This window comes from Corallococcus sp. BB11-1 (assembly GCF_026626625.1).
GTDB lineage: Bacteria > Myxococcota > Myxococcia > Myxococcales > Myxococcaceae > Corallococcus > Corallococcus soli.
In genome coordinates this window covers 243,386-263,818 of record NZ_JAPNJY010000044.1, presented here as the reverse complement: position 1 = coordinate 263,818, position 20,433 = coordinate 243,386, and the positions used below count along the sequence as shown (strand labels likewise).

The window sequence follows — 20,433 nt, the reverse complement described above, 5'->3', positions numbered from 1 at the left end:
TGTCGGCGTCCCTTCCCTGGGCCGCCGGGCGGGGCCGCGGTCATTTCCGGTGTGCGCCAGCGGGGCAGGGGGGCTGAAGGTCCGCTCATCTGCCCGGACACCGGGGGTTATGTCCGGGACGGAGTGTCCGTGCCGCTTCGACGCTGGAGGCCAAACGGCCTTGCCAAGCGTCGCTTTCTGCGCAATGAGGGCCGGCGTTGACCGCCCCGTCGGGGCCGTCCCCGTCTCCCCTCGTCCCACCCGGAGATTCGATGAAGATCCACGAGTACCAGGGCAAGGAACTCTTCCGGAAGTATGGCGTGCCCACGCCGCGCGGCATCCTCGCGCTCTCCCCCAACGAAGCGGAGGCCGCGGCGAAGACGCTGGCCACGCCGGTCGTCGTGGTGAAGTCGCAGATCCACGCGGGCGGCCGCGGCAAGGGCGGCGGCGTGAAGCTGGCCAAGAGCCCCGCGGAGGCCAAGGAGCTCGCCGCCCAGATGCTGGGCATGAAGCTCAAGACCATCCAGACCGGCCCGGAAGGGCAGACGGTCCACAAGGTCTACATCGAGGAAGGGCTCGCCATCGGCCAGGAGCTGTACCTGGGCGTGACGCTCGACCGCGCCACCAGCCGCATCACCTTCATGGCGTCCCGCGAGGGCGGCGTGGAGATTGAAGAAGTGGCCGAGCACCACCCGGAGAAGATCCTCCGCGAGTCGGTGGACCCGGCGGTGGGCTTCCTGGACTTCCAGGGCCGCAAGCTGGCCTTCGGGCTGGGCCTCACGGGCCCCACGGTGAACAAGTTCGTGCAGTTCTGCTCCGCGCTCTACCGGATGTTCATGGAGACGGACGCGGCGCTCGTGGAGGTCAACCCGCTGGTCATCCTGAAGGATGGCGGCGTGGTGGCGCTCGACGCGAAGGTCACCTTCGACGAGAACGCGCTCTACCGGCACAAGGACCTGCTGGAGTACCGCGACGTCGCGGAGGAGGAGCCCCGCGAGACGCAGGCCAAGGAGTTCGACCTGGCCTACATCGCGCTGGACGGCAACATCGGCTGCATGGTGAACGGCGCGGGCCTGGCCATGGCCACCATGGACACCATCAAGCTGGTGGGCGGCGCTCCGGCCAACTTCCTGGACGTGGGCGGTGGCGCGAACAAGGAGAAGGTGACGGCGGCCTTCAAGCTCATCCTCGCGGATCCCCAGGTCAAGGCGGTGCTCGTCAACATCTTCGGCGGCATCATGAAGTGCGACGTCATCGCCGAGGGCATCATCGCGGCGGCCAAGGAAGTGCAGCTCAAGATCCCGCTCGTCGTGCGGCTCGAGGGCACCAACGTGGAGAAGGGCAAGGACCTCCTCCGCAACTCCGGGCTCGCCATCACCCCCGCGGACAACCTGCGCCAGGCGGCTGAGAAGGCCGTGGCGGCGATCCAGTAGTCGTCGCGCACTCTTTCCTGAAGGAACGCCATGAGCATCCTCGTCAACGAGAATACGAAGGTCCTCGTCCAGGGCATCACCGGCTCGGCGGGCTCGTTCCACGCCAAGCAGATGTTGGAGTACGGGACGAAGCTGGTGGGCGGTGTCACGCCGGGCAAGGGCGGCACCGACTTCGAGGGCAAGGTCCCCGTGTTCAACTCGGTGGCCGACGCCGTGAAGCAGTCGGGCGCGAACACGTCCGTCATCTTCGTGCCGCCGCCCTTCGCCGCCGACTCCATCATGGAGGCCGCGGACGCGGGCATCTCCCTCATCATCACCATCACCGAGGGCATCCCCGTCAACGACATGATCCGCGCCAAGCGCTACCTGCAGGGCAAGTCGGTGCGCCTCATCGGCCCGAACTGCCCGGGCGTCATCACGCCCGGCGCGAAGTGCAAGATCGGCATCATGCCGGGCCACATCCACAAGCCGGGTCGCATTGGCGTGGTGTCGCGCTCCGGTACGCTGACCTATGAGGCCGTGCACCAGCTCACGCAGCTGGGCCTGGGCCAGTCCACGGCGGTGGGCATCGGCGGCGACCCCGTCAATGGCACCGACTTCGTGGACGTGCTGAAGCTCTTCAACGCGGATCCGGAGACGGACGCGGTGATCATGATTGGTGAGATCGGCGGCAGCGCCGAAGAGGCGGGCGCGGAGTACGTGGCCCGTGAGTTCACCAAGCCGATCGCCGGCTTCATCGCCGGTCAGTCCGCGCCCCCGGGCAAGCGCATGGGCCACGCGGGCGCCATCATCTCCGGCGGCAAGGGCACGGCCGGTGAGAAGATCAAGGCGATGGAGGCCGCGGGCATCCTGATGGCCGCGAGCCCCGCCGAGCTGGGCACCACGCTGCAGGAAGTCGTCAAGCGCGGCGCCCCCAAGAAGAACCGCTGAACCGTCATCCCCGCGAACACACACGAGGACTCAATTCCATGGCCATCGAGCGCACGCTGTCCATCATCAAGCCGGACGGGCTCAAGAAGCACGTCGTCGGGCAGATCATCTCCCGCTTCGAGGCGAAGGGCCTGACGCCCGTCGCCATCCGTCTGCAGCAGCTGTCGCAGAAGGAAGCGGAGGGCTTCTACGCGGTCCACAGCGCCCGGGGTTTCTTCAAGGACCTGGTCGCCTTCATGATCTCCGGCCCGGTGGTCCTGATGGTGCTGGAGGGTGAGAACGCCGTCCTCGCCAACCGCGACCTCATGGGCGCCACGGACCCGAAGAAGGCCGACAAGGGCACCATCCGCGCGGACTTCGCGGACAGCATCGACGCGAACACGGTGCACGGCTCGGACAGCCTGGAGAACGCGAAGAACGAGATCGCGTACTTCTTCCGCGAGACCGAGATCCAGAAGTACTAGTCGTCACGCAGCCTCCAGCCACCGCGCTGGACAGGACTCCGGCCCGGAGCCCGTGCCCCTCACAAGGCGCAGGCCCGGGCCGTCGTCTTTTCCCGCGCCCGCCCGCCCGCCCGTGGCTTCCACGGGCGTATCCGGTTGCCCTCCCGGGCGGTCCTTGCTACCGATAATGCAAGTCACTATCGGCAAGGAAGAACGCATGAGCGGTGGATCAGAGCGCGTGAGTCGTCGGGGGCCGTTCCCGGTGAAGTTGCGGTTGCTGGAGGTGCTTCGGGTGACGCAGCTGACGCCGCACATGGTGCGCGTGACGCTGGGCGGCCCGGAGCTGGAGGGCTTCACCACCCCCGGCGCGGACGACCACGTGAAGGTCTTCTTCGCGGAGCCCGGGGTGAAGAGGCCGAACATGCCGGTGGTGGGGCCCCATGGCCTGTCCATGCCGGAGGGGCTCGCGAAGCCCGCGTCGCGTGACTACACGCCGCGCCGCTTCGACCCCAAGGCGGGGGAGCTGGACCTGGACTTCGTGCTGCACGGCGAAGGCCCGGCGTGCCAGTGGGCCGTCCACACGAAGCCCGGCGACTTCCTGGGCATTGGCGGGCCGCGGAGCACCCACGACGTGGCGGGCGACTTCGACTGGTACCTGCTCGCGGGCGACCAGAGCGCGCTGCCGGCCATCGCCCGGCGGCTGGAGGAGCTGCCGGCGGGGGCCCGCGCGTTCGCCTTCATCGAGGTGGCGGACGCCTCCGAGGAGCAGCGCATCGACAGCCGCGCGGACGTGCAGCTCACCTGGCTGCACCGGGGAGGCGCGGAGGCGGGCACGACGCGGCTGCTGGAGGACGCGCTGCGGGCCTGGACCCAGCCTCCCGGGGAGGGGTTCGTGTTCGTGGCGGGCGAGGCGACGTCGCTCAAGCCCATCCGGGAACACCTGGTGGCCGAGCGCGGTCTCAACAAGGACTGGATGCGCGTGACGGGCTACTGGAAGCGTGGCGCCGCCGAGCACCACGACTCCAAGGGGTAGGCAGGGCAGGGGGCGTGCCCTCCTTTGACTTGCCGTGCCTTCTTGTGGGAAGCACGGCCCGTTGCCTTCCGTTAGGCCAGACTGAACGATGTCCGAGTCCACCGCCACCGTCCTGCCCGTCACCGAGCCCCTGCCCGCGCCCACGCCGGCGAAGCTGGTCGACGTGGCCAGTCTCTCCAAGGAGAAGCTCGCCCTGTTCCTGGGCGAGCAGCTGGGCGAGCGCCCGTTCCGCGCCGCGCAGCTCTACCGCTGGCTGCACCAGCGGGGGGCCACGACGTTCGATGAGATGACGGACCTGTCCAAGGGCCTGCGCGAGAAGCTCAAGGTCCAGGCGGAGATCGTCCCGCTGGTGAAGGACCTGGAGCAGCGCAGCGTCGACGGCACCATCAAGTACCGCTTCAAGACGCGCGACGGGCGCTTCATCGAGTCCGTCTACATGCCGTCGGAGGACCGCAAGACGCTCTGCGTGTCCACCCAGGTGGGCTGCGCCATGGCGTGCACCTTCTGCATGACGGGCACGCTGGGCCTCAAGCGCAACCTGACGCCCGGGGAGATCGTCGCCCAGGTGCACGCGGTGAACCGCGAGGTGCGGCGCAACGAGTCCCTGGAGACGCTCCGTCCGCTCACGAACCTGGTGTTCATGGGCATGGGCGAGCCGCTGCACAACTTCGAGAACCTCAAGACGGCGCTCGCCATCCTCCAGTCCCAGGACGGCCCCAACTTCAGCCACCGGCACATCACCGTCTCCACGGTGGGCCTGGTGCCCATGATCGAGCGCTTCGGTCAGGAGACGGACGTCAAGCTGGCCATCTCGCTCAACGCCAGCACGGACGAGCAGCGCAGCAAGACGATGCCGGTGAACCGCAAGTGGAACATCGCGGCGCTGCTGGACGCGTGCCGCAAGTTCCCGCTGCGCCAGGGCCGGCGCATCACCTTCGAGTACGTGCTGCTCAAGGGCTTCAACGACACCGACGAGGACGCGCACCGGCTGAGGGAGCTGCTGCGGGACATCCCGGCGAAGGTGAACCTGATCCCCTACAACGAGAACCCCGGCCTGGGGTTCCAGAGCACGGGCGAGGAGCGGGCGGAGGAGTTCCGCGCCATCCTCTCCGAGGCCCACGTCGCGGCGTACATCCGCAGGAACCGGGGCCGGGACATCGCCGGCGCCTGTGGGCAGCTCGCCAACCGGGGCGAAGCGGCCGCGGAAGCCCCGACGTGACATAAGCACCCGAGCTTCCTTGACAATCCAGATGTAGGGGCGCTAAGAGCGCCCCCCTCCGCCTGTTACTGTTGAAGTCACCTGTTCGCTGGAGCGTTCCATGGCCGTTGTCCTCCGTCTTGCCCGCGCGGGCGCCAAGAAGATGCCGTACTACCATGTGGTTGCCACCGACTCGCGCAGCCCGCGCGACGGCAAGTTCCTGGAGCAGGTCGGCTCCTACGACCCCAACCACAGCCCCGCGAAGGTGCAGTTCAACGAGGAGCGGCTGAACTACTGGCTCAAGAGCGGCGCGCTGCCCTCGGAGACGGTCGCGGACCTGATCAAGACGGCGAAGAAGCAGGCCCCGGCGACCACCGCCTGAGCTCGCCCCCGTCTGGACAAGACGTGGAGCCGCTGCTCACGTACCTGGCGAAGGCCCTGGTCGATCAACCGGACCAGGTCGCCCTGCGCATCTCCGAGGCGGATGGCGGCCAGCTCTATGAGCTGAAGGTCGCCCCCGAGGACGTCGGCAAGGTCATCGGTCGTGATGGGCGCACGGTGAACGCCCTCCGGACGCTGCTCAACGCCGCCGCCCAGAAGCAGGGCCAGAAGGTCCGCCTGGAGATTCTCGACGATCGCCGCGCCCCGGGTTCGCCCGCGGTACCGCCAGCTCCGGACGCCGCGCGGTGAGCGCGTCCACCTGTCTGGAGCTGGGCTATGTGGCCCGCGCGCACGGCCTGAAGGGCGAGGTGGCGGTCCGTAGCTTCGACCCCGCCTCGGAGACGCTCGGCACCGTCGAGCGTGTCCGCCTGCGTCTGCGCTCCGGTGAGGAGCGCGAGATGGTGGTGGAGTCCTTCCGCGGCGCGAACAAGGAGGACCTGCTGGGCTTCGAGGGCGTGGAGACGCGCGTCGCCGCCGAGGCCCTGGTGGGTTCGAAGGTGTTCGTCTACCGCGAGGACCTGGAGCCGCCCGAGGAGGGCGAGTTCTTCCAGGGCGACCTCGTGGGGCTCGCCGCCGTGGACGAGCAGGGCACGTCCCTGGGCACCGTGGAAGAGGTCTGGGCCACCGGCGAGGTGCCCAACCTGGTGATCCGCGCGAAGGGCCGTCCGGAGCTGGTGGTGCCCTTCGCGGACGAGTTCGTTCCGTCGGTGGACATCGCGGCGGGGCGCATCGTGATCCGCCCCCCTGAATACCTGGAGGTCGAGGGGCGCGACGACGGAGACGCGGGGTGAGCTACCCCGTGGAGATCCTCACGCTGTTCCCGGGGATGCTGTCCGGCTATCTGGGCGCGAGCATCCTCGGGAAGGCGCAGGAGAAGGGGCTCTTCCGCGTCACGCTCACCGACGTGCGCGACTTCGCCGTGGGCAAACACCACGTCACCGACGACTCGCCCTACGGCGGGGGCGCCGGCATGGTGATGAAGCCCGAACCGCTGGTGGCCGCCATCGAGGCCGCGCGGGCCCGCCTGCCCGGCGCGAAGGTGCTGCTCATGAGCCCCCGCGGCCCCGTCTTCACCCAGACCACCGCGCGCGAGCTGGTGCGGCACGAGGCCGGGCTGATCCTCGTCTGCGGCCGGTACGAGGGCGTGGACGAACGGGTGATGCCCTACCTGGACGGCGAGCTGTCCCTGGGCGACTTCGTGCTCACGGGCGGCGAGGTCGCGGCCATGGCGGTGGTGGACGCCGTGACGCGGCTGGTGCCGGGCGTGCTGGGCAACGAGGCCTCCTCCGTGGCGGAGAGCTTCGAGGAGGGCCTGCTCGAGTACCCGCACTACACCCGACCGCCTGTCTTCCGGGGCGTCGAGGTCCCGGCCGTCCTCCAGTCCGGCGATCACGCCAGGATCGCACGCTGGCGTCGCTGGAAGGCCATCAAGCTCACGCAGGCGCGGCGTCCCGATCTGTATTCGCGTCTGGAGTTCGGCAAGGCGGATCAGAAATTGCTCGCCAGGGGTGAGGAAGAGTTGTAACCCTGCGCGTCCTCGCGGAACCCTTCGAAGCGGGCTTGTCCGACACGGCAGTCTCTGCTAGTACGGCCCGCTCTTTCCACGCGCCCTGCGCGTCAAGTTCCGCTTTTTGGAGTCGTCATGCGCCGCAGCCTCATTCAGCACGTCGAAAACAAGTTCCTGCGCCAGGACCTCACCCAGTTCCGTACGGGTGATTCCGTTCGCGTCCACTGGAAGGTCAAGGAAGGCGAGAAGGAGCGCGTGCAGGCCTTCGAGGGCGTGGTCATCCGCAAGACCAAGGGCACCAACCGCGCCACGTTCACCGTGCGCAAGATGTCCTTCGGCGTCGGCGTGGAGCGCATCTTCCCCCTCCACAGCCCCCGCTACGAGAAGATCGAGGTCCTCACCCGCGGCGACGTGAACCGCAAGCGCCTCTTCTACCTCCGCGAGCTGAAGGGCAAGGCCTCTCGCGTCGACGTGCAGGTGGACCCGGAGCGCGCCGCGAAGAAGGCCGCCAAGCTCGCCGCAGCCCAGGGCTAGTAGGTCCCCAGAAACCCTCTCGCGGCCTTCGCGGCCGCGTGCGAGAAGGAGCGTCCGTCACTGGACGCTCCTTTTTTCGTTCGGGCTAGACTGCGCACGCCATGCACTTCGTCGAGGTTGCCATCCAAAACGTCCGCGGGTTTTCCCCCGCTGGCCGTTTCCCGTTGAAGACCGGGTACCTCATCCTCAAGCCGCCGACGGCGGACGTGTTGCCGCTGGCGGGCCTGTCGCTGTCGCTGCTGTTCTCGGATGGCCGCGGCGGTGACTCCAGCTTCGTGGGCTCGGGCGGCCGCTCCGGCAAGGCCGCGCTCACGTTCGTGGGCCAGGATGGGATGACGTACCGGGTGCTGCGCGAGCTGGGTGGATCCGGTTCGCTGCACCGGCTGAATCCCACCACCAGCCAGCCGGAGCTGATGTCGTCGGACACGGCGGAGATCAACCAGTACCTGCGGGGCCAGGCGGGCCTGCCGCCGCGCACCACGTTCGAACAGGTGTATTGCCTCCAGCTGGTGATGCTGCCGTCGCGTCGGCCTCGCAAGGCGTCCGCGCAGGTGGTCGCCGCGAGGGCCTCCGGCAGCACGCCGTCGTTGGCGACGGCCAGCGCGGTGCGGCCCGCGGAGGACATCCAGGCCGCCGAGGCGAAGGTGAAGGCGCTGGAGAAGGAGGTCGTCGTCTCCCGCGAGGTGGATCAGCTCCAGTTCAAAGTGGATGAGCTGTCGTCGCTCATCTTCGAGGCCGACTCGAAGCTCCGGGGTGGCGAGGGCCTCAAGGCCGCCATCGTGGAGGCGGAGGCGGCCTGGCGCGCGGCGCCTTCGCCGGAGTCGCTGGGCCTGCCCCAGGACATCCTCACGCGCGTGAAGCGGCACCCGAAGGCGGTGGCGCGGCGGGACGAGGCGCTGGCGCGGCTGGAGACGGATCGCGACCCGGAGCTGGAGGACGCGGCGTTGAAGGTGCCGCCGCTCACCCAGAACCGCTACTTCTGGGGCGGCCTGGGGTCGGGCGTGCTCTTCCTGGGGCTCAGCGTGGGCCTGGGCTTCAGCTCCGTGGGCGCGCCCATGTGGCGCTACCTGGCGCTGCTCAACATCCCGGCCTTCGGCACGGCCGCGCTGATGGCGCTGCGCTACGTGGACGACCTGCAGAAGGCCACCCGCCGGGGCACCAAGGACAACCGCAAGGGCGCGCGGGAGAAGAAGATCCTCGACGAGTTCGAGGTCGAGGACGCGCCGGTGCGCATGGCCATCAAGGCCCTGGACGTGGAGACGCTCGACGAGATCGCACCCGCGCTGGAGAAGAAGGACCTGCTGGGCATCCGCCTGGGCGAGCTGCAGACCCAACTGGAGGAGTTCGAGGCGTCCGCCGAGTACCAGGACGCCCTGCGCCAGGGGCAGGAGATGCGCGTGCAGCAGGAGGAGCTCAACGCGGAGCTGACCGCCAAGGGCACCTACGTGCGCGACCTGCGCGAGGTGGAGCGCGAGCTGGGCCGCCTGAAGGAGTCCATCGCGCTGGCAAAGGCGCCGCCCGTGCCGGTCGCGACGGCTCCCGGGCAGGCCCCGGTCCCGGTGGATCCGCTGGAGGATCCCTCTCCGGTGGTGCTGTCGCAGGCCGCGGACGTGCTCACGTCGGATTTGTTGTCGGTGCAGGCGCTCCTGAAGGACCGCTGCGTCCAGTACCTCACCGCGCTCACCGACCGGCGCTACCAGGGCGTGGAGTGGGACCGCGAGGGCAATGCCTTCGCGCTCACGCAGAACAGCCGCATCCCGGTGGGCGAGCTGCCTCCCAAGGACCTGGATCTCTACTACCTGGCGCTGCGCATGACGGTGGTGGAGAAGACGTGCGCCCGGGTGAAGCGGCCCTTCCTGCTGGACGACGTGCTCACCGGCGTGGACGAGGCGAAGCTGCCCCTGGTGGCGCGCATGCTCAAGCACCTGGGCACGCTGACGCAGGTCCTGCACGTCACCGCCCACCCCGGCTTCGCCCAGATGTCGGACGGCACCGTTAACGTGTAGCCGCTGCCGGAAGTGCTCTGCGGGCAGCGGGGGCGGGATGGGGACGAGGCGGGAGTCGGGGGACGCAGCGGAAGAGGAGGGTGTGCGCCTGCTGGAGTCGCAAGGCTTCCGGGTGAGGGCGCGCAACTGGACGTGCCGCTACGGTGAGCTGGACATCGTGGCGGAGCGCGAGGAAGTCATCGCCTTCGTGGAGGTGCGGATGCGCGCCTCGGCGGTGTGGGGAGACCCGGCGCACACGGTGTCCTTCGCCAAGCAGCGTCGGGTGGTGAAGGCCGCGCTGCACTATCTCTTCCAGAACGGCATCGACGGGCGCATGGTGCGCTTCGACGTCATCTCCGTCGTGGGCCGGGGCGAAGCCGCCCGGGTGGAACACATCCCCGCCGCCTTCGACGCCGGCATGTGAGGACCTGTCCTTGGCTGCAACGCTCTACCTCGTGGCCACGCCCATCGGGAACCTGGGGGATGTCACCGCCCGGGCCCTGGAAGTGCTGCGCACGGCGGGCTTCCTCGCGTGCGAGGACACCCGGCACTCACGCATCCTGTTGGATCACTTCGGCATCACCGGGAAGGACCTGGTGAGCCTGCCCGCCTTCGCGGAGGGCCAGCGCGCCGGGCGCATCCTGGACCGCATCGAAGCAGGGGAGGACTGCGCGCTCATCACCGACGCTGGCAGCCCTGGCATCAGCGACCCGGGCGAGAAGCTGGTGGCCGAAGCCCTGGAGCGCGGCCTGAAGGTGGAGCCGATTCCCGGGGCGACGGCCCTGGTGGCGGCGCTGAGCGCGTCGGGACTGCCCACGGGCCGCTTCCACTTCCTGGGCTTCCTGCCGCGCAAGGGACCGGAGCGCCGGGCCATGCTGGACGAGGTGGCGCCCCTGTCCGCCACCTGCGTGCTCTACGAGTCCCCGCGCCGCCTGGGAGAGACGCTGGCCGACCTCCAGGAGGCCTGGGGGGACCGGCGCGCGTGCGTGGCGCGGGAGCTGACCAAGCTGCACGAGGAGTTCGTCCGGGGCCCGCTGTCCGCCCTGGTGGCCCGCTACGCCGCCGAGGAGACCCGGGGCGAGGTGGTCATCGTGGTGGAGGGCCGCACCGGCGAGCAGCGCTGGAGCGAGGAAGAGGTGCGCCGTGCGCTGGAGTCCGGCCTGGAGCGGGGGGAGAAGCTCAAGCCCCTGAGCACCGAGCTGGCCCGCCGCGCGGGGTGGCCCGGCCAGGAGGTGTACCGGATGGGCCTGGGCCTGAAGCAGCGGTAGCGGCCGCTGCTCCAGGGGGCGCCGCTCCTAGAAGGCGAAGCTGGCGCCCAGGTCGAAGCGGAACGTGGTGCTCTGGATGGCCCGGAAGCGGCGGGACGCCAGGTCGTAGCGCCAGTCGAACGTGGGGTTCAGCTCCGGCGAGCCCGGGTTGGCGTCCACGGTGCCATCGCCGTTCAGGTCCTGACCGAGGGTCTCCGACGTGAGCAGGTGGTCCGTGTTGTAGAGGAAGTTGCCGGAGGCGCGGATGGTGAAGGCCTGCGCGGCGCGAGCGGTGACGCCGATCTGCCCACCCACCTGCAGGTAGTCCTCCGAGGTGAGCAGCTTGCGCAGCGCGGAGCTCAGCTCGTTGTAGTACCGGCCGCGGCCCACGTAGTTGCCCATCAGGCGCGCGTCCACCGTGAACTTCTGGGCCTTGGCCGCGCTCTCGAAGGGCACCAGCTCCACGCCGAAGAGGATGCCCGTCTGCGAGGGGGCCTGGATGCCCGTCTCCTGACGGCTCCATGGACCCTGGCCACAGTTGCCCGGGGCGCCCAGGTTGGACGGGTTCGGACCGGCCTGATCGCAGTTGGAATAGGCCTTCGGGCCGCGCACCGGGATGGTGTGGTAGGCCTTGAAGTACGGGTCCGCCGCGCCCATGCGTCGCGAGAAGGACGTGTAGAGCTGGTACTTGTGGACGCGGTCGCCCACGTTGCCACGGTCCCCATCCGGGTCGGTGGTGTCCACGCTCGGGTCGCGCTGCTTGGCGGTGGGCGCCTCGTAGTCGATGCCGATGATCCACGTGGGCTTCGTGCTGTCCTTCTCCTGGTTGAAGAAGGCGTACGCCAGCCCGAAGTGGATGTTGCCCATCCCGCCCCGGTAGCTCTCCTGCGGCATGCTGAAGAGCCGACCCACGCAGCCCTCCGACGAGTACGGAGAACCGTCCGCGTTGAAGCAGCTGTTGGTGATGCTGGAGTTGCTCTGGCCCGTGCCGGACACGAACTCCCAGCTCTCGTTCTGCTGGAAGACGATGGGCAGCTTGAAGTTGAACTCCAGGTCCTTCCAGAGGCCGAACGCGAGCGCCAGGTTCAGCCGCGCGTCCACGCCCTTGTACCAGAGCTCGTTGACCTCCCGGAGTTCCCCCCCGCTTCCGAGCTGCTCGCGGAGGATCTTCGCGCGCGTCTGCGTGCGCTCGAACCCCACGTCGAGGAAGAGATCGAACGGATCGTCATCCTCGAAGGAAGAAGCGATGCGGGTGATGTCCGCGGCGCTGGCGGCGAGCGGCGCACCCAGCGTCAGCGCGGCGATGACGGTTCGAAACCTGTGCATCCACAACCTCCGACGACCCACGGCCCAGGAGCCTGCCAGCTAGCCGTGCCGTCGGAGGAGTGTCAAGAAATGGGTGGGCGTTACTTGCCCGCCACGGACGTGCCCAGCAGTCCGTCCAGCCGCTGGACCTCGGCCTCGAAGGCGCCCTTCTGGGTGGCCGTCAGGGAGGCCCGGAAGGTCTTGTGCTGGTCGAAGGGGTCCAGGACCCGGTTCTCCCCCAGCATCAGCTGATAGTGCAGGTGGGGGGCGAAGGAGCGGCCCGTGTTGCCGCTCTGCGCCAGGACCTGGCCCGCCGACACGCGCATCCCGGGCTGGACCGACCGGGGCAGCTCCGCCAGGTGCAGGAAGAGGGCGCGGCGGCCCTTGCCCCCGGACTCCACCAACTCGATGCAGTTGCCGTTGCTGCCGAAGTTCCAGTTCTTGCGCTTGACGACGCCCGCGAAGGGCGCCCGGACGGTCGTGCCCACCGGCGCGCGGAAGTCCACGCCCTTGTGGCCCCGGCCGTCCCGCAGCAGGGAGGTGATCTGCTCGTAGCTGTCGATGGGCGAGTGCTCCATCCGCAGCTCCAGCTCGTCACCGTTCGGCACGTAGTAGCGGGCGGTTGTCTCGGGGCCGGACTGGAAGCGGTAGGCGCGGTGCGTCTGGCCCGTCTTGCCGGAGGTGAAGCGCACCGCGTACACCAGCGGCTCCTCGTTGGGCCGGCGCTGGAAGAGCACGTCCAGCGTGTCGCCCCGGAGGATCTCCCCGGGTACGCGCACCCACCACACCAGCGTGCGTGTCACCACCTGGGCCAGGGCGGGGCCCACCTCCGCGCCGGCGGCCTGGACGAGCGCCGTCTCCAGCGGGCCTTCAATGCGGATGGACGCGCGCTCCAGACCCGCGGCCTTCACCGGATCCATGGGCACGGGGGGCGCCGCGGGGGCCTGGGCCACGCTGCCCGCGTCCACGGCCAGCGCCGCCTGCGAGGCCGCGTCCATGGGAGCATCCGCCATGCGCTGTTTCCACCACCACACGCCGCCCGCGGCCGCGCCGAGGACGACGGAGACGGCAACCACCGGTCCGAAGGGATTGCGCTTCGGTGGTCCACCGAGGGTGGGAAGATTCGGCCGCATTCAAGCTCCCTGAGGGTGAGAAGGTACGCGGGGGCCGAAACCGCCGACGGAACGGCGATATTTCGGCGCGCCGGGGCTGCTACTCGTCCGGGCCGTCGTCCTGACCGTCCGGGGTGGTGTCACGCAGGCCGAACTCCTTCATCTTCGTCTGGAGCGACTTGCGGCTGATCTGCAGGAGGCGCGCGGCGCGGGTGACGTTGCCGCCCGTCTCATCCAGCTTCTTCACAATGAGGTCCCGCTCCAGCTCCGCGGCCTTCATGCGCACGATGTCCTTGAGGCCCACCTCGCCCACCGGGACGTCCAGCGTGCCCAGCGAGCCGCCCACCGAGGCCCCCGCCTGCACGCCCGCCCCGCCGCGCACCGGCTCCGGCAGGTCCTTCGCCGTGATGGACGGGCCGTCCGCGAAGAGCAGCACGCGCTCGATGAGGTTCTCCAGCTCGCGGATGTTGCCCGGCCACGCGTACGCCTGGAGCAGCGCCAGCGCGTCGTCGGCGATGCCCTCAATCTTCTTGTTGAGGCGCCGGTTGTACTTGTCCACGAAGTGCAGCGCGAGCATCGGGATGTCACCCCGGCGCTCGCGCAGGGCGGGCAGCACGATGGGCACCACGGCCAGCCGGTAGTACAGGTCCTTGCGGAAGCGGCCCGCTTCAATCTCCGCCTGGAGGTCGCGATTGGTGGCCGCCACCAGGCGCACGTTCACGCGCGTCGTCTTGATGCCGCCCACGCGCTCGAACTCGCCTTCCTGGAGCGCGCGCAGCAGCTTCACCTGCATCTCGACGGGGATCTCGCCGATCTCGTCCAGGAAGAGGGTGCCCTCGTCGGCCAGCTCGAAGCGGCCCGGCTTGGACGTGACGGCGCCGGTGAAGGCGCCCTTCTCGTAGCCGAACAGCTCGCTCTCCAGGAGCGTGGCGGGGATGGCGGCGCAGTTGATCTTGATGAACGGCTTGTCGCGGCGGCTGGAGGCCCCGTGCAGCGCGGTGGCGATGAGCTCCTTGCCCGTGCCGCTCTCGCCGGTGATCAGCACCGTGGAGGGCGTGTCCGCCACCTTGTCGATGATCTTGTAGACGTCTTGAATCGGCGGCGACTCGCCGATGATGGCGGACCTCGCCTTGTGGTCCGCGCGCACGGAGCGCTTGGCGCTCTCGTTCGTCTTGGCCGCCTTGGCCACGACGGAGGACAGCTCCACCTGGTCGAAGGGCTTGGTGATGTAGTCGAACGCGCCGGCCTTGATGGCCTCCACCGCGGAGTCCACGGTGCCGTGCGCGGTGATGATGATCACCGGCACGTCCGGGTTGGCGGCGCGCACGGCGGCGAGCACCTCCATGCCGCCCAGCTTGGGCATCACCAGGTCGGTGACGACGATGTCCGCGCCGTTCTTGTGGAACTCGGCGAGGCCCTGCTCGCCGTTCTCCGCGACGGTGACGTCGAACCCGTCGCGGCGCAGCAGGGCGGCCAGCACCTTGCGCAGGTTCGTCTCATCGTCGATGACCAGGACCTTCGCCATGGGGACCCGCGCTGGGAGGGCTATCGGCGCGCCGGGGGGGCCGCGGGGAGGGCGCCTTCGATGGTGCAGATGGCGTCCGGGTGCTTGATGCGCAGCAGCAGCGACTCCAGCACGCGGAAGGGGTGGTTCATCTTGCTGGCGCCCAGGTAGGCGGCGACCATGTCCATCGCCACGGCGAGGTCCATGTTCTCCCGGCCGGTGGACACCACCACGCCCGACTCACCGCGCAGGCGGTTGGACTGGTAGACGCCGTCGGAGGCGAGCTGGCGGATGGTCTCGATCTCCAGCACGCCCGTCTTCTCGTAGATGCGGTGCAGCTGCGAGTACAGCCGGGGCGACAGCACCACGGCGTACGGCCCGAAGTGGCCGGCCTCGTTGAGCTTGCGCGTGGCCTCCACGACGGTCTGGAACCCGCCGCCCGGCGCCGTCCAGTCACCCAGCGTGGCGGTGAGGCGGCCGTTGGCCGTCATCAGGCCCTCGTAGCCCAGGCGCTGATCCCCGTAGAAGATGAGCTCGTCCTCCTGCTGCGCGCACAGGGCGGCGGCCCCGGCGGCGGCGGACACGTCCAGCGGCATGTTGTGCGTGCGCGCCGCCTCGATGTCCCGCCAGTGCAGCAGGAAGTCCTTGTAGATGATGGGGATCGTCTTGAACTTGCGCACGTCGGTGAAGACCATCGCGGTCTCCTGTTCCCCGACGATGTCCACCGCGCCCGGGGACACGCCCTGGAACTCGTCGTACGCCACGGTCTGCACGCCGGCGCCCAGCGGCCCGTAGATGTCCAGGATGCGGCGGCCCACCAGCGACCGGCGCGCCACCTGGATCACCGTCTCGTTGAGGCGCGCCCACTCCTCTTCGCGCAGCGGGTTCTCGGCATGTCCAAGGAAGTCAGGCATCGGTGTCTCCGTGACGGGAGCGGGAGATGAGAAGGAAGTCAAAGGGGACAAGGGGGTTCAGCGACCGCTGCCAGAGCCGCCGCCACCACCACCACCACGTCGCAGGGTGCCCACGGTGAGGGGATGGCTGTTGGCGGAAGGCGGCGGCGCGGGAACGCCATAGATGAGGCGCTGGGGCGGCAGGGACGTGAGCGGCTCGGCCGTCGTGCGTCCCACGGCGGGCGGGGCCCGGACGGCCACCGTCGCCGGTTCAACGACACGCTCGGCCGGCAGGGCGGCTTCGGCGGCGACACCCCCCACGGCCTGCTGGAAGTGACCGGCGACGAACGGCCTGGCGAAGTGCGCGTCCTGGCCCTTGTCGAGCAGGCGCAGCATGTGCGTGGCCTCGGAGACGTGCTCCTTCTCCTCGGCCGCCAGGTGCAGGAAGAAGGCGCGGACCTCCGGGTTGGAGGAGTCCTCGGCGAAGGCTTCGTACTCGTTGATGGTTTCGAGTTCACGTGCCAGCACGGCGCGGATGCGCGCGACGTCGGACCGCTCGTTGTCGGACTTTCCGGCCATTGGGGCGGACCCTCGCAACCCGTGGGGGCACCGTCAAGTGAAACAGCGGCCGAAGGGTTTCCTGCTGCATGGCCCAGGACGCTGGACGTAGAGTCCGCGCCTTCGTGACCGTCCCCGCTCCCGCGCCGCCCCCGAAGCCCGACTCCCCGGCCACTGACCCGCCAGCCACCTCCGCGCGAGCGGGAGGCAGGGGCGCGATGCTGGTGGGCATCGGCATCCTGGCGTCGCGGCTCATGGGGCTCGTGCGCGAGCGGGTCTTCGCGCACTACCTGGGCAACGCGGAGGCCGCCGCCGTCTTCAAGGCCGCGCTGCGCATCCCCAACTTCCTGCAGAACCTCTTCGGGGAGGGCGTGCTGTCGGGCTCCTTCATCCCCGTGTACGCCCAGCTGCTGGGCAAGAAGGACGCGGAGGAGTCGGACAAGGTCGCGGGCGCGGTGTTCGGCCTGCTGGCGCTGGCCACCAGCGTGATGGTGGCGTTGGGCATGCTGGCCACGCCGCTGTTCGTGGACCTCATCGCGCCCGGCTTCGAGGGGGGCGAGCGCGACCTGGCCATCCGGCTGGTGCGCATCCTGTTCCCCGGCACGGGCTTCCTGGTGCTGAGCGCGTGGTGCCTGGGCATCCTCAACAGTCACCGGCGCTTCCTCCTGTCCTACCTGGCGCCGGTGGTGTGGAACGTTGTCATCATCGCCACGCTGCTGGCGGTGGGCGGCCGGTACGCGCAAGGGGGCCGCGCCGCGGAAGAGGCGCTGACGGAGTGGCTGGCCTACGGCGTGGTGCTGGGCAGCTTCCTCCAGTTCGCCGTGCAGGTGCCCACGGTGCTGCGCCTGCTGGGCCGCTTCCGCCCGGCGCTGTCGCTGGCGAGCGCCTCCGTGCGCCAGGTGCTGAAGAACTTCGGCCCGGTGGTGCTGGGGCGCGGCGTGGTCCAGTTCAGCGCGTGGGTGGACACCGCGTTCGCGTCCCTCATCTCCAACCGCGCCCTGTCCTCGCTGCTCTACGCGCAGACCATCTACCTCATCCCGGTGAGCCTCTTCGGCATGGCGGTGTCGGCCGCGGAGCTGCCGGAGATGGCGCGCGCCACCGGGGAAGGGGAGGCGGAGGCGCACGCGAAGCTGCGCTCGCGCATCGACGCGGGGTCCCGGCGGATCGCCTTCTGGGTGGTGCCCTCCGCCGCGGCGCTGCTCTTCCTGGGCGACCTCGTGGGCGGCGCGCTGCTGCAGACGGGCCGCTTCAGCGCGGCGGACTCGCGCTACCTCTGGTACCTGCTGATGGGCGCGGCGGTGGGGCTGGTGGCCTCCACGGTGGGCCGCCTCTATGCCTCCGCCTTCTACGCGCTGAAGGATCCGAAGACGCCCCTGCGCTACGCGGTGGTGCGGGTGGGCCTGGGCACCGTCTTCGCGTACTTCCTGGCGCTGTGGCTGCCGGAGCGGCTGGGCGTGCCCCGGGAAATGGGCGCGGTCTTCCTCACCCTGTCGAGCGGCATCGTGGCCTGGGTGGAGACGACGCTGCTGCGCCGCAAGCTCCAGCAGCGCGTGGGGCCGGCGGGCCTGCCGGCGGGGCTCCTGCCCCGGCTGTGGGGCGCGGCGGCCGTGGGCGGGGTGGTGGCGCTGGGCGTCAAGCAGGGCCTCACCTCCCTCCTGGGCCCCATGCCCGGGGTGGGGGCCCAGTGGGGAGGCGGGGTGCTCGTGCCGCCGGACCTGCACCCCGTCCTGGGGCTGGTGGCGGTGGCCGTGCCCTTCGGGCTCGTCTATTTCGCGCTGTCCGCGGCCCTGGGCGTCCCGGAGGCGGGGGCCGTCTTCCGAAAGGTGGGCCGGAAGCTGAAGATCCTCCGGTAGACGCGGCGCGGCGCCCGGTGGGACGGCTGCCCTCCAGGCGATGTTGGGAAACCCAACGGAATGCAGGACAGGCCCCTTTGGGTTGCGGTAGGAGGCCCATTGTGAGGGGGAGGTCGGTATGCGGCTTCCTCCCGACATGGCGCGCGTGTAGAGTGCGCCGCCTTTTTCAAGAGGCCCTGACTTCACGGGAGTCCGGGGTCGAAATCGTCAACGGAAGGTCTCGGCAGTGAGCGACGAGAAGAGCGGCGGTAATTCGGGCGGTCCTGGCGGTTTCGGTCCCAAGAAGCCGAAGGCCACGTTTGGCGACGTGATGCTGGGCATCCCTTCGGGGGGCCAGGGCAACGAGCGCGGCGGTGGCCGTGGCGGCGGAGGCCGCGACGAGCAGCGCGGTCCGGGACGGGAGCGTGGGGCGCGCGATGCACAGTCGCCGCAGCCTCGTCCCCAGGGCGGCGATGCGGGTGCACCTCGTGGTGGACGCCCCGGCGGTGGTGGCGGAGGCGGTGAGCGGCGGGGAGGCAGCGGCGGCGGTGAGCGCCGTGCGTCCGGCCCCATGGTGGTCGTGAAGCGGGCCTCCGGCTCCATCGAGACGCGCGCGCTGGAGGGCGACAAGCCCACGGACGCGACCGCGACGGCGGAGCAGACGGGCGCGGAGGCGCAGGCCTCCGCGGCCACGCCGACGCCCGCCCCGACGCCGCGTCCGGTGACGCCGGCGCCGTCCAGCCCCCTCTACGAGGAGGTCCAGGAGTCCGAGTCCTTCGCCGACATGTTCGAGGCGCAGGTCAAGGACGGCGGGGCTCCCGGCCGGCGCGGCGTGCGCCTGGGCGAGAAGGTCTCCGGCACCATCTTCCAGTTGGGCGCGGACACCGCGTTCGTGTCGCTGGACGGCTCCGGCAAGTCCGAGGCGATGATCGAGCTGCGCGAGCTCAAGGACGACGAGGGCATCCTGCGCTTCGGCGTGGGTGACCGCCTGGACGCGCACGTGGTGGAGATGGGTGCCCGCGGCATCCTGCTCAGCCGCGCGCTGGCCAAGGGCAACGCGTCCATGGCGATGCTGGCCGAGGCCCGCGCCTCCGGCATGCCGGTGGAAGGCATGGTGCTCAGCGTCAACAAGGGCGGCGTGGAAGTCGCCATCGGCGACATGCGCGCCTTCTGCCCCATCAGCCAACTGGACATCCGCTTCGTGGAGAAGCCGGATCAGTTCATCGGCGAGAAGCTCCAGTTCCGCGTCACCGAGGTCCGGGACCGCAACGTGGTGCTGTCGCGCCGGTCGCTGCTGGAGGACGAGCAGCGCAAGCTGGCGACGGAGACGCGCAAGAACCTGGCCGTGGGCAAGACGGTCAAGGGCAAGGTCTCCGGCGTGCGCGACTTCGGCGTGTTCGTGGACCTGGGCGGCGTGGAGGGCATGATCCCCGTCTCCGAGCTGTCCTACACGCGCGTGGGCCACCCCAGCGAAGTCGTGAAGCAGGGCGACGACGTGGAGGTGGAGATCCTCCGCATGGAGGAGGGCCAGCCGAACTCCTCCGACAAGGCGAAGCAGAAGGAGCGCATCACGCTGTCCCTGCGCTCCAGCCAGGAGGATCCGTTCAAGAAGGCGCTGGAGGAGCTGCACGAAGGCGACCGCCTGCAGGGCAAGGTCGTCCGGCTGCAGCCGTTCGGCGCGTTCGTGGAGCTGCGCCCGGGCGTGGATGGCCTGGTGCACATCTCCGCGCTGAGCGACCGCCGCATCGCGCACCCGCGTGACGCGGTGAAGGAAGGCGAAGTCATCTGGGTGTCCATCGAGAAGATCGACCCCAACGACAAGCGCATCGGCCTGCGCCGCATCTCCGAGGAGGAGGCGCAGCGTCCTCCCGAGGAGCGTCCGGCGAAGGCGGCCTCCGAAGCGAAGCCCGCGCAGGCCGCGGCGCCGCGCCCCAAGGTGGGCGACGTCGTCGTCGGCAAGGTGGACCGGCTGGAGCCCTACGGCGTGTTCCTCGCGTTCCCGGGCGGCAAGGGCCTCATCCCGGCCAGCGAGACGGGCACCGACCGCGGCACGGACATGCGCAAGCACTTCTCCATCGGGCAGGAGCTGAAGGCGGCGATCATCGACATGGATCCCGCCGGGAAGATCCGCCTGTCCATCCCTGGCGCCATCCGCGCCGAGGAGCGCGCCGAGGTCGAGGCGTGGCAGAAGACGCAGAAGCCGGTGGGCTCGGGCAAGAAGGGCTTCGGCACCTTCGCGGACCTGCTGAGCAAGCTGGGCAAGTAGGACGTCACTCGCGCTCGGCGCTCCTTCGCTTCAAAGCGGTGGGGCGCCGAGAATAGAGTTGACGGTCGCGAGAGGCGGATGTACTTACCCTCTCGTTCTCGCCGCGGGGTGGAGCAGCCTGGTAGCTCGTCGGGCTCATAACCCGAAGGTCGCAGGTTCAAATCCTGCCCCCGCAACTTGAAAAGCCAGGGGTCTGGTTGAAATGAAAGACCAGACCCCTGGTGTTCAGACTC

The 20,433-nt window shown here is 69.6% G+C and carries 21 protein-coding genes and 1 tRNA gene; 17 read left to right on the top strand and 5 right to left on the bottom strand.

All coding sequences use genetic code 11. The features are described 5' to 3' along the window. Positions 1 to 251 precede the first annotated feature (251 nt). The 13 genes from sucC (at position 252) to rsmI (ending at position 10,751) form a co-directional block, all read left to right on the top strand. Positions 252 to 1,412 (top strand): ADP-forming succinate--CoA ligase subunit beta, encoded by a 1,161-nt coding sequence (sucC, locus tag OV207_RS37180; protein WP_193430142.1) that lies wholly within the window; start codon positions 252 to 254, stop codon positions 1,410 to 1,412. Between the two features lie 30 nt (positions 1,413 to 1,442). Next, positions 1,443 to 2,342: a succinate--CoA ligase subunit alpha gene (sucD, locus tag OV207_RS37175; RefSeq protein WP_120530930.1), complete on the top strand. Its 900-nt coding sequence runs from the start codon at positions 1,443 to 1,445 to the stop codon at positions 2,340 to 2,342. 38 nt (positions 2,343 to 2,380) lie between these two features. Next, on the top strand, positions 2,381 to 2,806 hold the full coding sequence (gene ndk, locus OV207_RS37170; protein WP_267559795.1) for a nucleoside-diphosphate kinase: 426 nt from the start codon (positions 2,381 to 2,383) through the stop codon (positions 2,804 to 2,806). Between the two features lie 196 nt (positions 2,807 to 3,002). Then, positions 3,003 to 3,818: a siderophore-interacting protein gene (locus OV207_RS37165; RefSeq protein WP_267559794.1), complete on the top strand. Its 816-nt coding sequence runs from the start codon at positions 3,003 to 3,005 to the stop codon at positions 3,816 to 3,818. A gap of 88 nt (positions 3,819 to 3,906) precedes the next feature. Next, entirely contained in the window at positions 3,907 to 5,037 is a 1,131-nt protein-coding gene (gene rlmN / locus OV207_RS37160; protein WP_193430139.1) for a 23S rRNA (adenine(2503)-C(2))-methyltransferase RlmN, read from the top strand. 100 nt (positions 5,038 to 5,137) lie between these two features. Next, the gene (gene rpsP / locus OV207_RS37155) at positions 5,138 to 5,398 is read left to right on the top strand and encodes a 30S ribosomal protein S16 (RefSeq protein ID WP_014397299.1); all 261 of its coding nucleotides are present in this window, start codon (positions 5,138 to 5,140) and stop codon (positions 5,396 to 5,398) included. 23 nt (positions 5,399 to 5,421) lie between these two features. Next, a complete protein-coding gene (locus OV207_RS37150; protein ID WP_193430138.1) occupies positions 5,422 to 5,706 on the top strand; it encodes a KH domain-containing protein in 285 nt (94 codons plus the stop codon). Next, positions 5,703 to 6,248: a ribosome maturation factor RimM gene (gene rimM, locus OV207_RS37145; RefSeq protein WP_193430137.1), complete on the top strand. Its 546-nt coding sequence runs from the start codon at positions 5,703 to 5,705 to the stop codon at positions 6,246 to 6,248. Before OV207_RS37150 ends, rimM begins: the two co-directional genes overlap by 4 nt. Then, complete coding sequence (trmD, locus tag OV207_RS37140) at positions 6,245 to 6,982, top strand: tRNA (guanosine(37)-N1)-methyltransferase TrmD (RefSeq protein WP_193430136.1); 738 nt, start codon at positions 6,245 to 6,247, stop codon at positions 6,980 to 6,982. The genes rimM and trmD overlap by 4 nt, the downstream gene beginning before the upstream one ends. A 117-nt stretch (positions 6,983 to 7,099) precedes the next feature. Next, on the top strand, positions 7,100 to 7,498 hold the full coding sequence (gene rplS, locus OV207_RS37135) for a 50S ribosomal protein L19 (RefSeq protein ID WP_193430135.1): 399 nt from the start codon (positions 7,100 to 7,102) through the stop codon (positions 7,496 to 7,498). Positions 7,499 to 7,599: 101 nt separating this feature from the next. After that, complete coding sequence (locus OV207_RS37130) at positions 7,600 to 9,504, top strand: ATP-binding protein (protein WP_267559793.1); 1,905 nt, start codon at positions 7,600 to 7,602, stop codon at positions 9,502 to 9,504. Positions 9,505 to 9,541: 37 nt separating this feature from the next. Next, positions 9,542 to 9,907 carry a YraN family protein gene (locus OV207_RS37125; protein ID WP_193430133.1) on the top strand — a complete coding sequence of 122 codons (366 nt, stop codon included), beginning with the start codon at positions 9,542 to 9,544 and terminating at the stop codon, positions 9,905 to 9,907. A 10-nt stretch (positions 9,908 to 9,917) separates the two neighbouring features. Further along, positions 9,918 to 10,751 (top strand): 16S rRNA (cytidine(1402)-2'-O)-methyltransferase, encoded by an 834-nt coding sequence (rsmI, locus tag OV207_RS37120; RefSeq protein ID WP_193430132.1) that lies wholly within the window; start codon positions 9,918 to 9,920, stop codon positions 10,749 to 10,751. Positions 10,752 to 10,778: 27 nt separating this feature from the next. Here rsmI and OV207_RS37115 read toward each other — a convergent pair whose 3' ends face one another. From OV207_RS37115 to OV207_RS37095, 5 genes are all read right to left on the bottom strand, one after another. Next, positions 10,779 to 12,056 carry a hypothetical protein gene (locus tag OV207_RS37115; RefSeq protein WP_267559791.1) on the bottom strand — a complete coding sequence of 426 codons (1,278 nt, stop codon included), beginning with the start codon at positions 12,054 to 12,056 and terminating at the stop codon, positions 10,779 to 10,781. A gap of 80 nt (positions 12,057 to 12,136) precedes the next feature. Beyond that, a complete protein-coding gene (locus OV207_RS37110; protein WP_193430130.1) occupies positions 12,137 to 13,168 on the bottom strand; it encodes a peptidoglycan DD-metalloendopeptidase family protein in 1,032 nt (343 codons plus the stop codon). A gap of 79 nt (positions 13,169 to 13,247) precedes the next feature. Then, the gene (locus tag OV207_RS37105; protein ID WP_193430129.1) at positions 13,248 to 14,672 is read right to left on the bottom strand and encodes a sigma-54-dependent transcriptional regulator; all 1,425 of its coding nucleotides are present in this window, start codon (positions 14,670 to 14,672) and stop codon (positions 13,248 to 13,250) included. A gap of 20 nt (positions 14,673 to 14,692) precedes the next feature. Continuing rightward, positions 14,693 to 15,565: an encapsulin nanocompartment shell protein EncA gene (encA, locus tag OV207_RS37100; RefSeq protein ID WP_193430128.1), complete on the bottom strand. Its 873-nt coding sequence runs from the start codon at positions 15,563 to 15,565 to the stop codon at positions 14,693 to 14,695. 57 nt (positions 15,566 to 15,622) lie between these two features. Next, positions 15,623 to 16,123: a ferritin gene (locus OV207_RS37095; RefSeq protein ID WP_267559789.1), complete on the bottom strand. Its 501-nt coding sequence runs from the start codon at positions 16,121 to 16,123 to the stop codon at positions 15,623 to 15,625. Positions 16,124 to 16,320: 197 nt separating this feature from the next. On the opposite strand from OV207_RS37095, the gene murJ reads away from it, so the two are divergent. The 4 genes from murJ to OV207_RS37075 all read left to right on the top strand — a co-directional run bounded on the left by murJ (position 16,321) and on the right by OV207_RS37075 (position 20,376). Then, positions 16,321 to 17,955 carry a murein biosynthesis integral membrane protein MurJ gene (gene murJ / locus OV207_RS37090; protein WP_267559788.1) on the top strand — a complete coding sequence of 545 codons (1,635 nt, stop codon included), beginning with the start codon at positions 16,321 to 16,323 and terminating at the stop codon, positions 17,953 to 17,955. A 353-nt stretch (positions 17,956 to 18,308) separates the two neighbouring features. Next, complete coding sequence (locus OV207_RS37085; protein ID WP_267559786.1) at positions 18,309 to 18,518, top strand: hypothetical protein; 210 nt, start codon at positions 18,309 to 18,311, stop codon at positions 18,516 to 18,518. Continuing rightward, positions 18,506 to 20,200 (top strand): S1 RNA-binding domain-containing protein, encoded by a 1,695-nt coding sequence (locus OV207_RS37080; RefSeq protein ID WP_267559785.1) that lies wholly within the window; start codon positions 18,506 to 18,508, stop codon positions 20,198 to 20,200. The genes OV207_RS37085 and OV207_RS37080 overlap by 13 nt, the downstream gene beginning before the upstream one ends. Positions 20,201 to 20,302: 102 nt before the next feature. Beyond that, a tRNA-Met gene (locus OV207_RS37075) sits at positions 20,303 to 20,376 on the top strand. The last annotated feature ends 57 nt before the right edge of the window (positions 20,377 to 20,433 follow it).

Bases quoted from the DNA above. Each gene is read 5' to 3' on its own strand.
- sucC (WP_193430142.1), top strand. From the start codon at position 252: ATGAAGATCCACGAGTACCAGGGCAAGGAACTCTTCCGGAAGTATGGC.
- sucD (WP_120530930.1), top strand. From the start codon at position 1,443: ATGAGCATCCTCGTCAACGAGAATACGAAGGTCCTCGTCCAGGGCATC.
- ndk (WP_267559795.1), top strand. From the start codon at position 2,381: ATGGCCATCGAGCGCACGCTGTCCATCATCAAGCCGGACGGGCTCAAG.
- OV207_RS37165 (WP_267559794.1), top strand. From the start codon at position 3,003: ATGAGCGGTGGATCAGAGCGCGTGAGTCGTCGGGGGCCGTTCCCGGTG.
- rlmN (WP_193430139.1), top strand. From the start codon at position 3,907: ATGTCCGAGTCCACCGCCACCGTCCTGCCCGTCACCGAGCCCCTGCCC.
- rpsP (WP_014397299.1), top strand. From the start codon at position 5,138: ATGGCCGTTGTCCTCCGTCTTGCCCGCGCGGGCGCCAAGAAGATGCCG.
- rplS (WP_193430135.1), top strand. From the start codon at position 7,100: ATGCGCCGCAGCCTCATTCAGCACGTCGAAAACAAGTTCCTGCGCCAG.
- OV207_RS37130 (WP_267559793.1), top strand. From the start codon at position 7,600: ATGCACTTCGTCGAGGTTGCCATCCAAAACGTCCGCGGGTTTTCCCCC.
- OV207_RS37125 (WP_193430133.1), top strand. From the start codon at position 9,542: ATGGGGACGAGGCGGGAGTCGGGGGACGCAGCGGAAGAGGAGGGTGTG.
- OV207_RS37115 (WP_267559791.1), bottom strand. From the start codon at position 12,056: ATGCACAGGTTTCGAACCGTCATCGCCGCGCTGACGCTGGGTGCGCCG.
- OV207_RS37110 (WP_193430130.1), bottom strand. From the start codon at position 13,168: ATGCGGCCGAATCTTCCCACCCTCGGTGGACCACCGAAGCGCAATCCC.
- OV207_RS37105 (WP_193430129.1), bottom strand. From the start codon at position 14,672: ATGGCGAAGGTCCTGGTCATCGACGATGAGACGAACCTGCGCAAGGTG.
- encA (WP_193430128.1), bottom strand. From the start codon at position 15,565: ATGCCTGACTTCCTTGGACATGCCGAGAACCCGCTGCGCGAAGAGGAG.
- OV207_RS37095 (WP_267559789.1), bottom strand. From the start codon at position 16,123: ATGGCCGGAAAGTCCGACAACGAGCGGTCCGACGTCGCGCGCATCCGC.
- murJ (WP_267559788.1), top strand. From the start codon at position 16,321: ATGCTGGTGGGCATCGGCATCCTGGCGTCGCGGCTCATGGGGCTCGTG.
- OV207_RS37080 (WP_267559785.1), top strand. From the start codon at position 18,506: ATGGTGGTCGTGAAGCGGGCCTCCGGCTCCATCGAGACGCGCGCGCTG.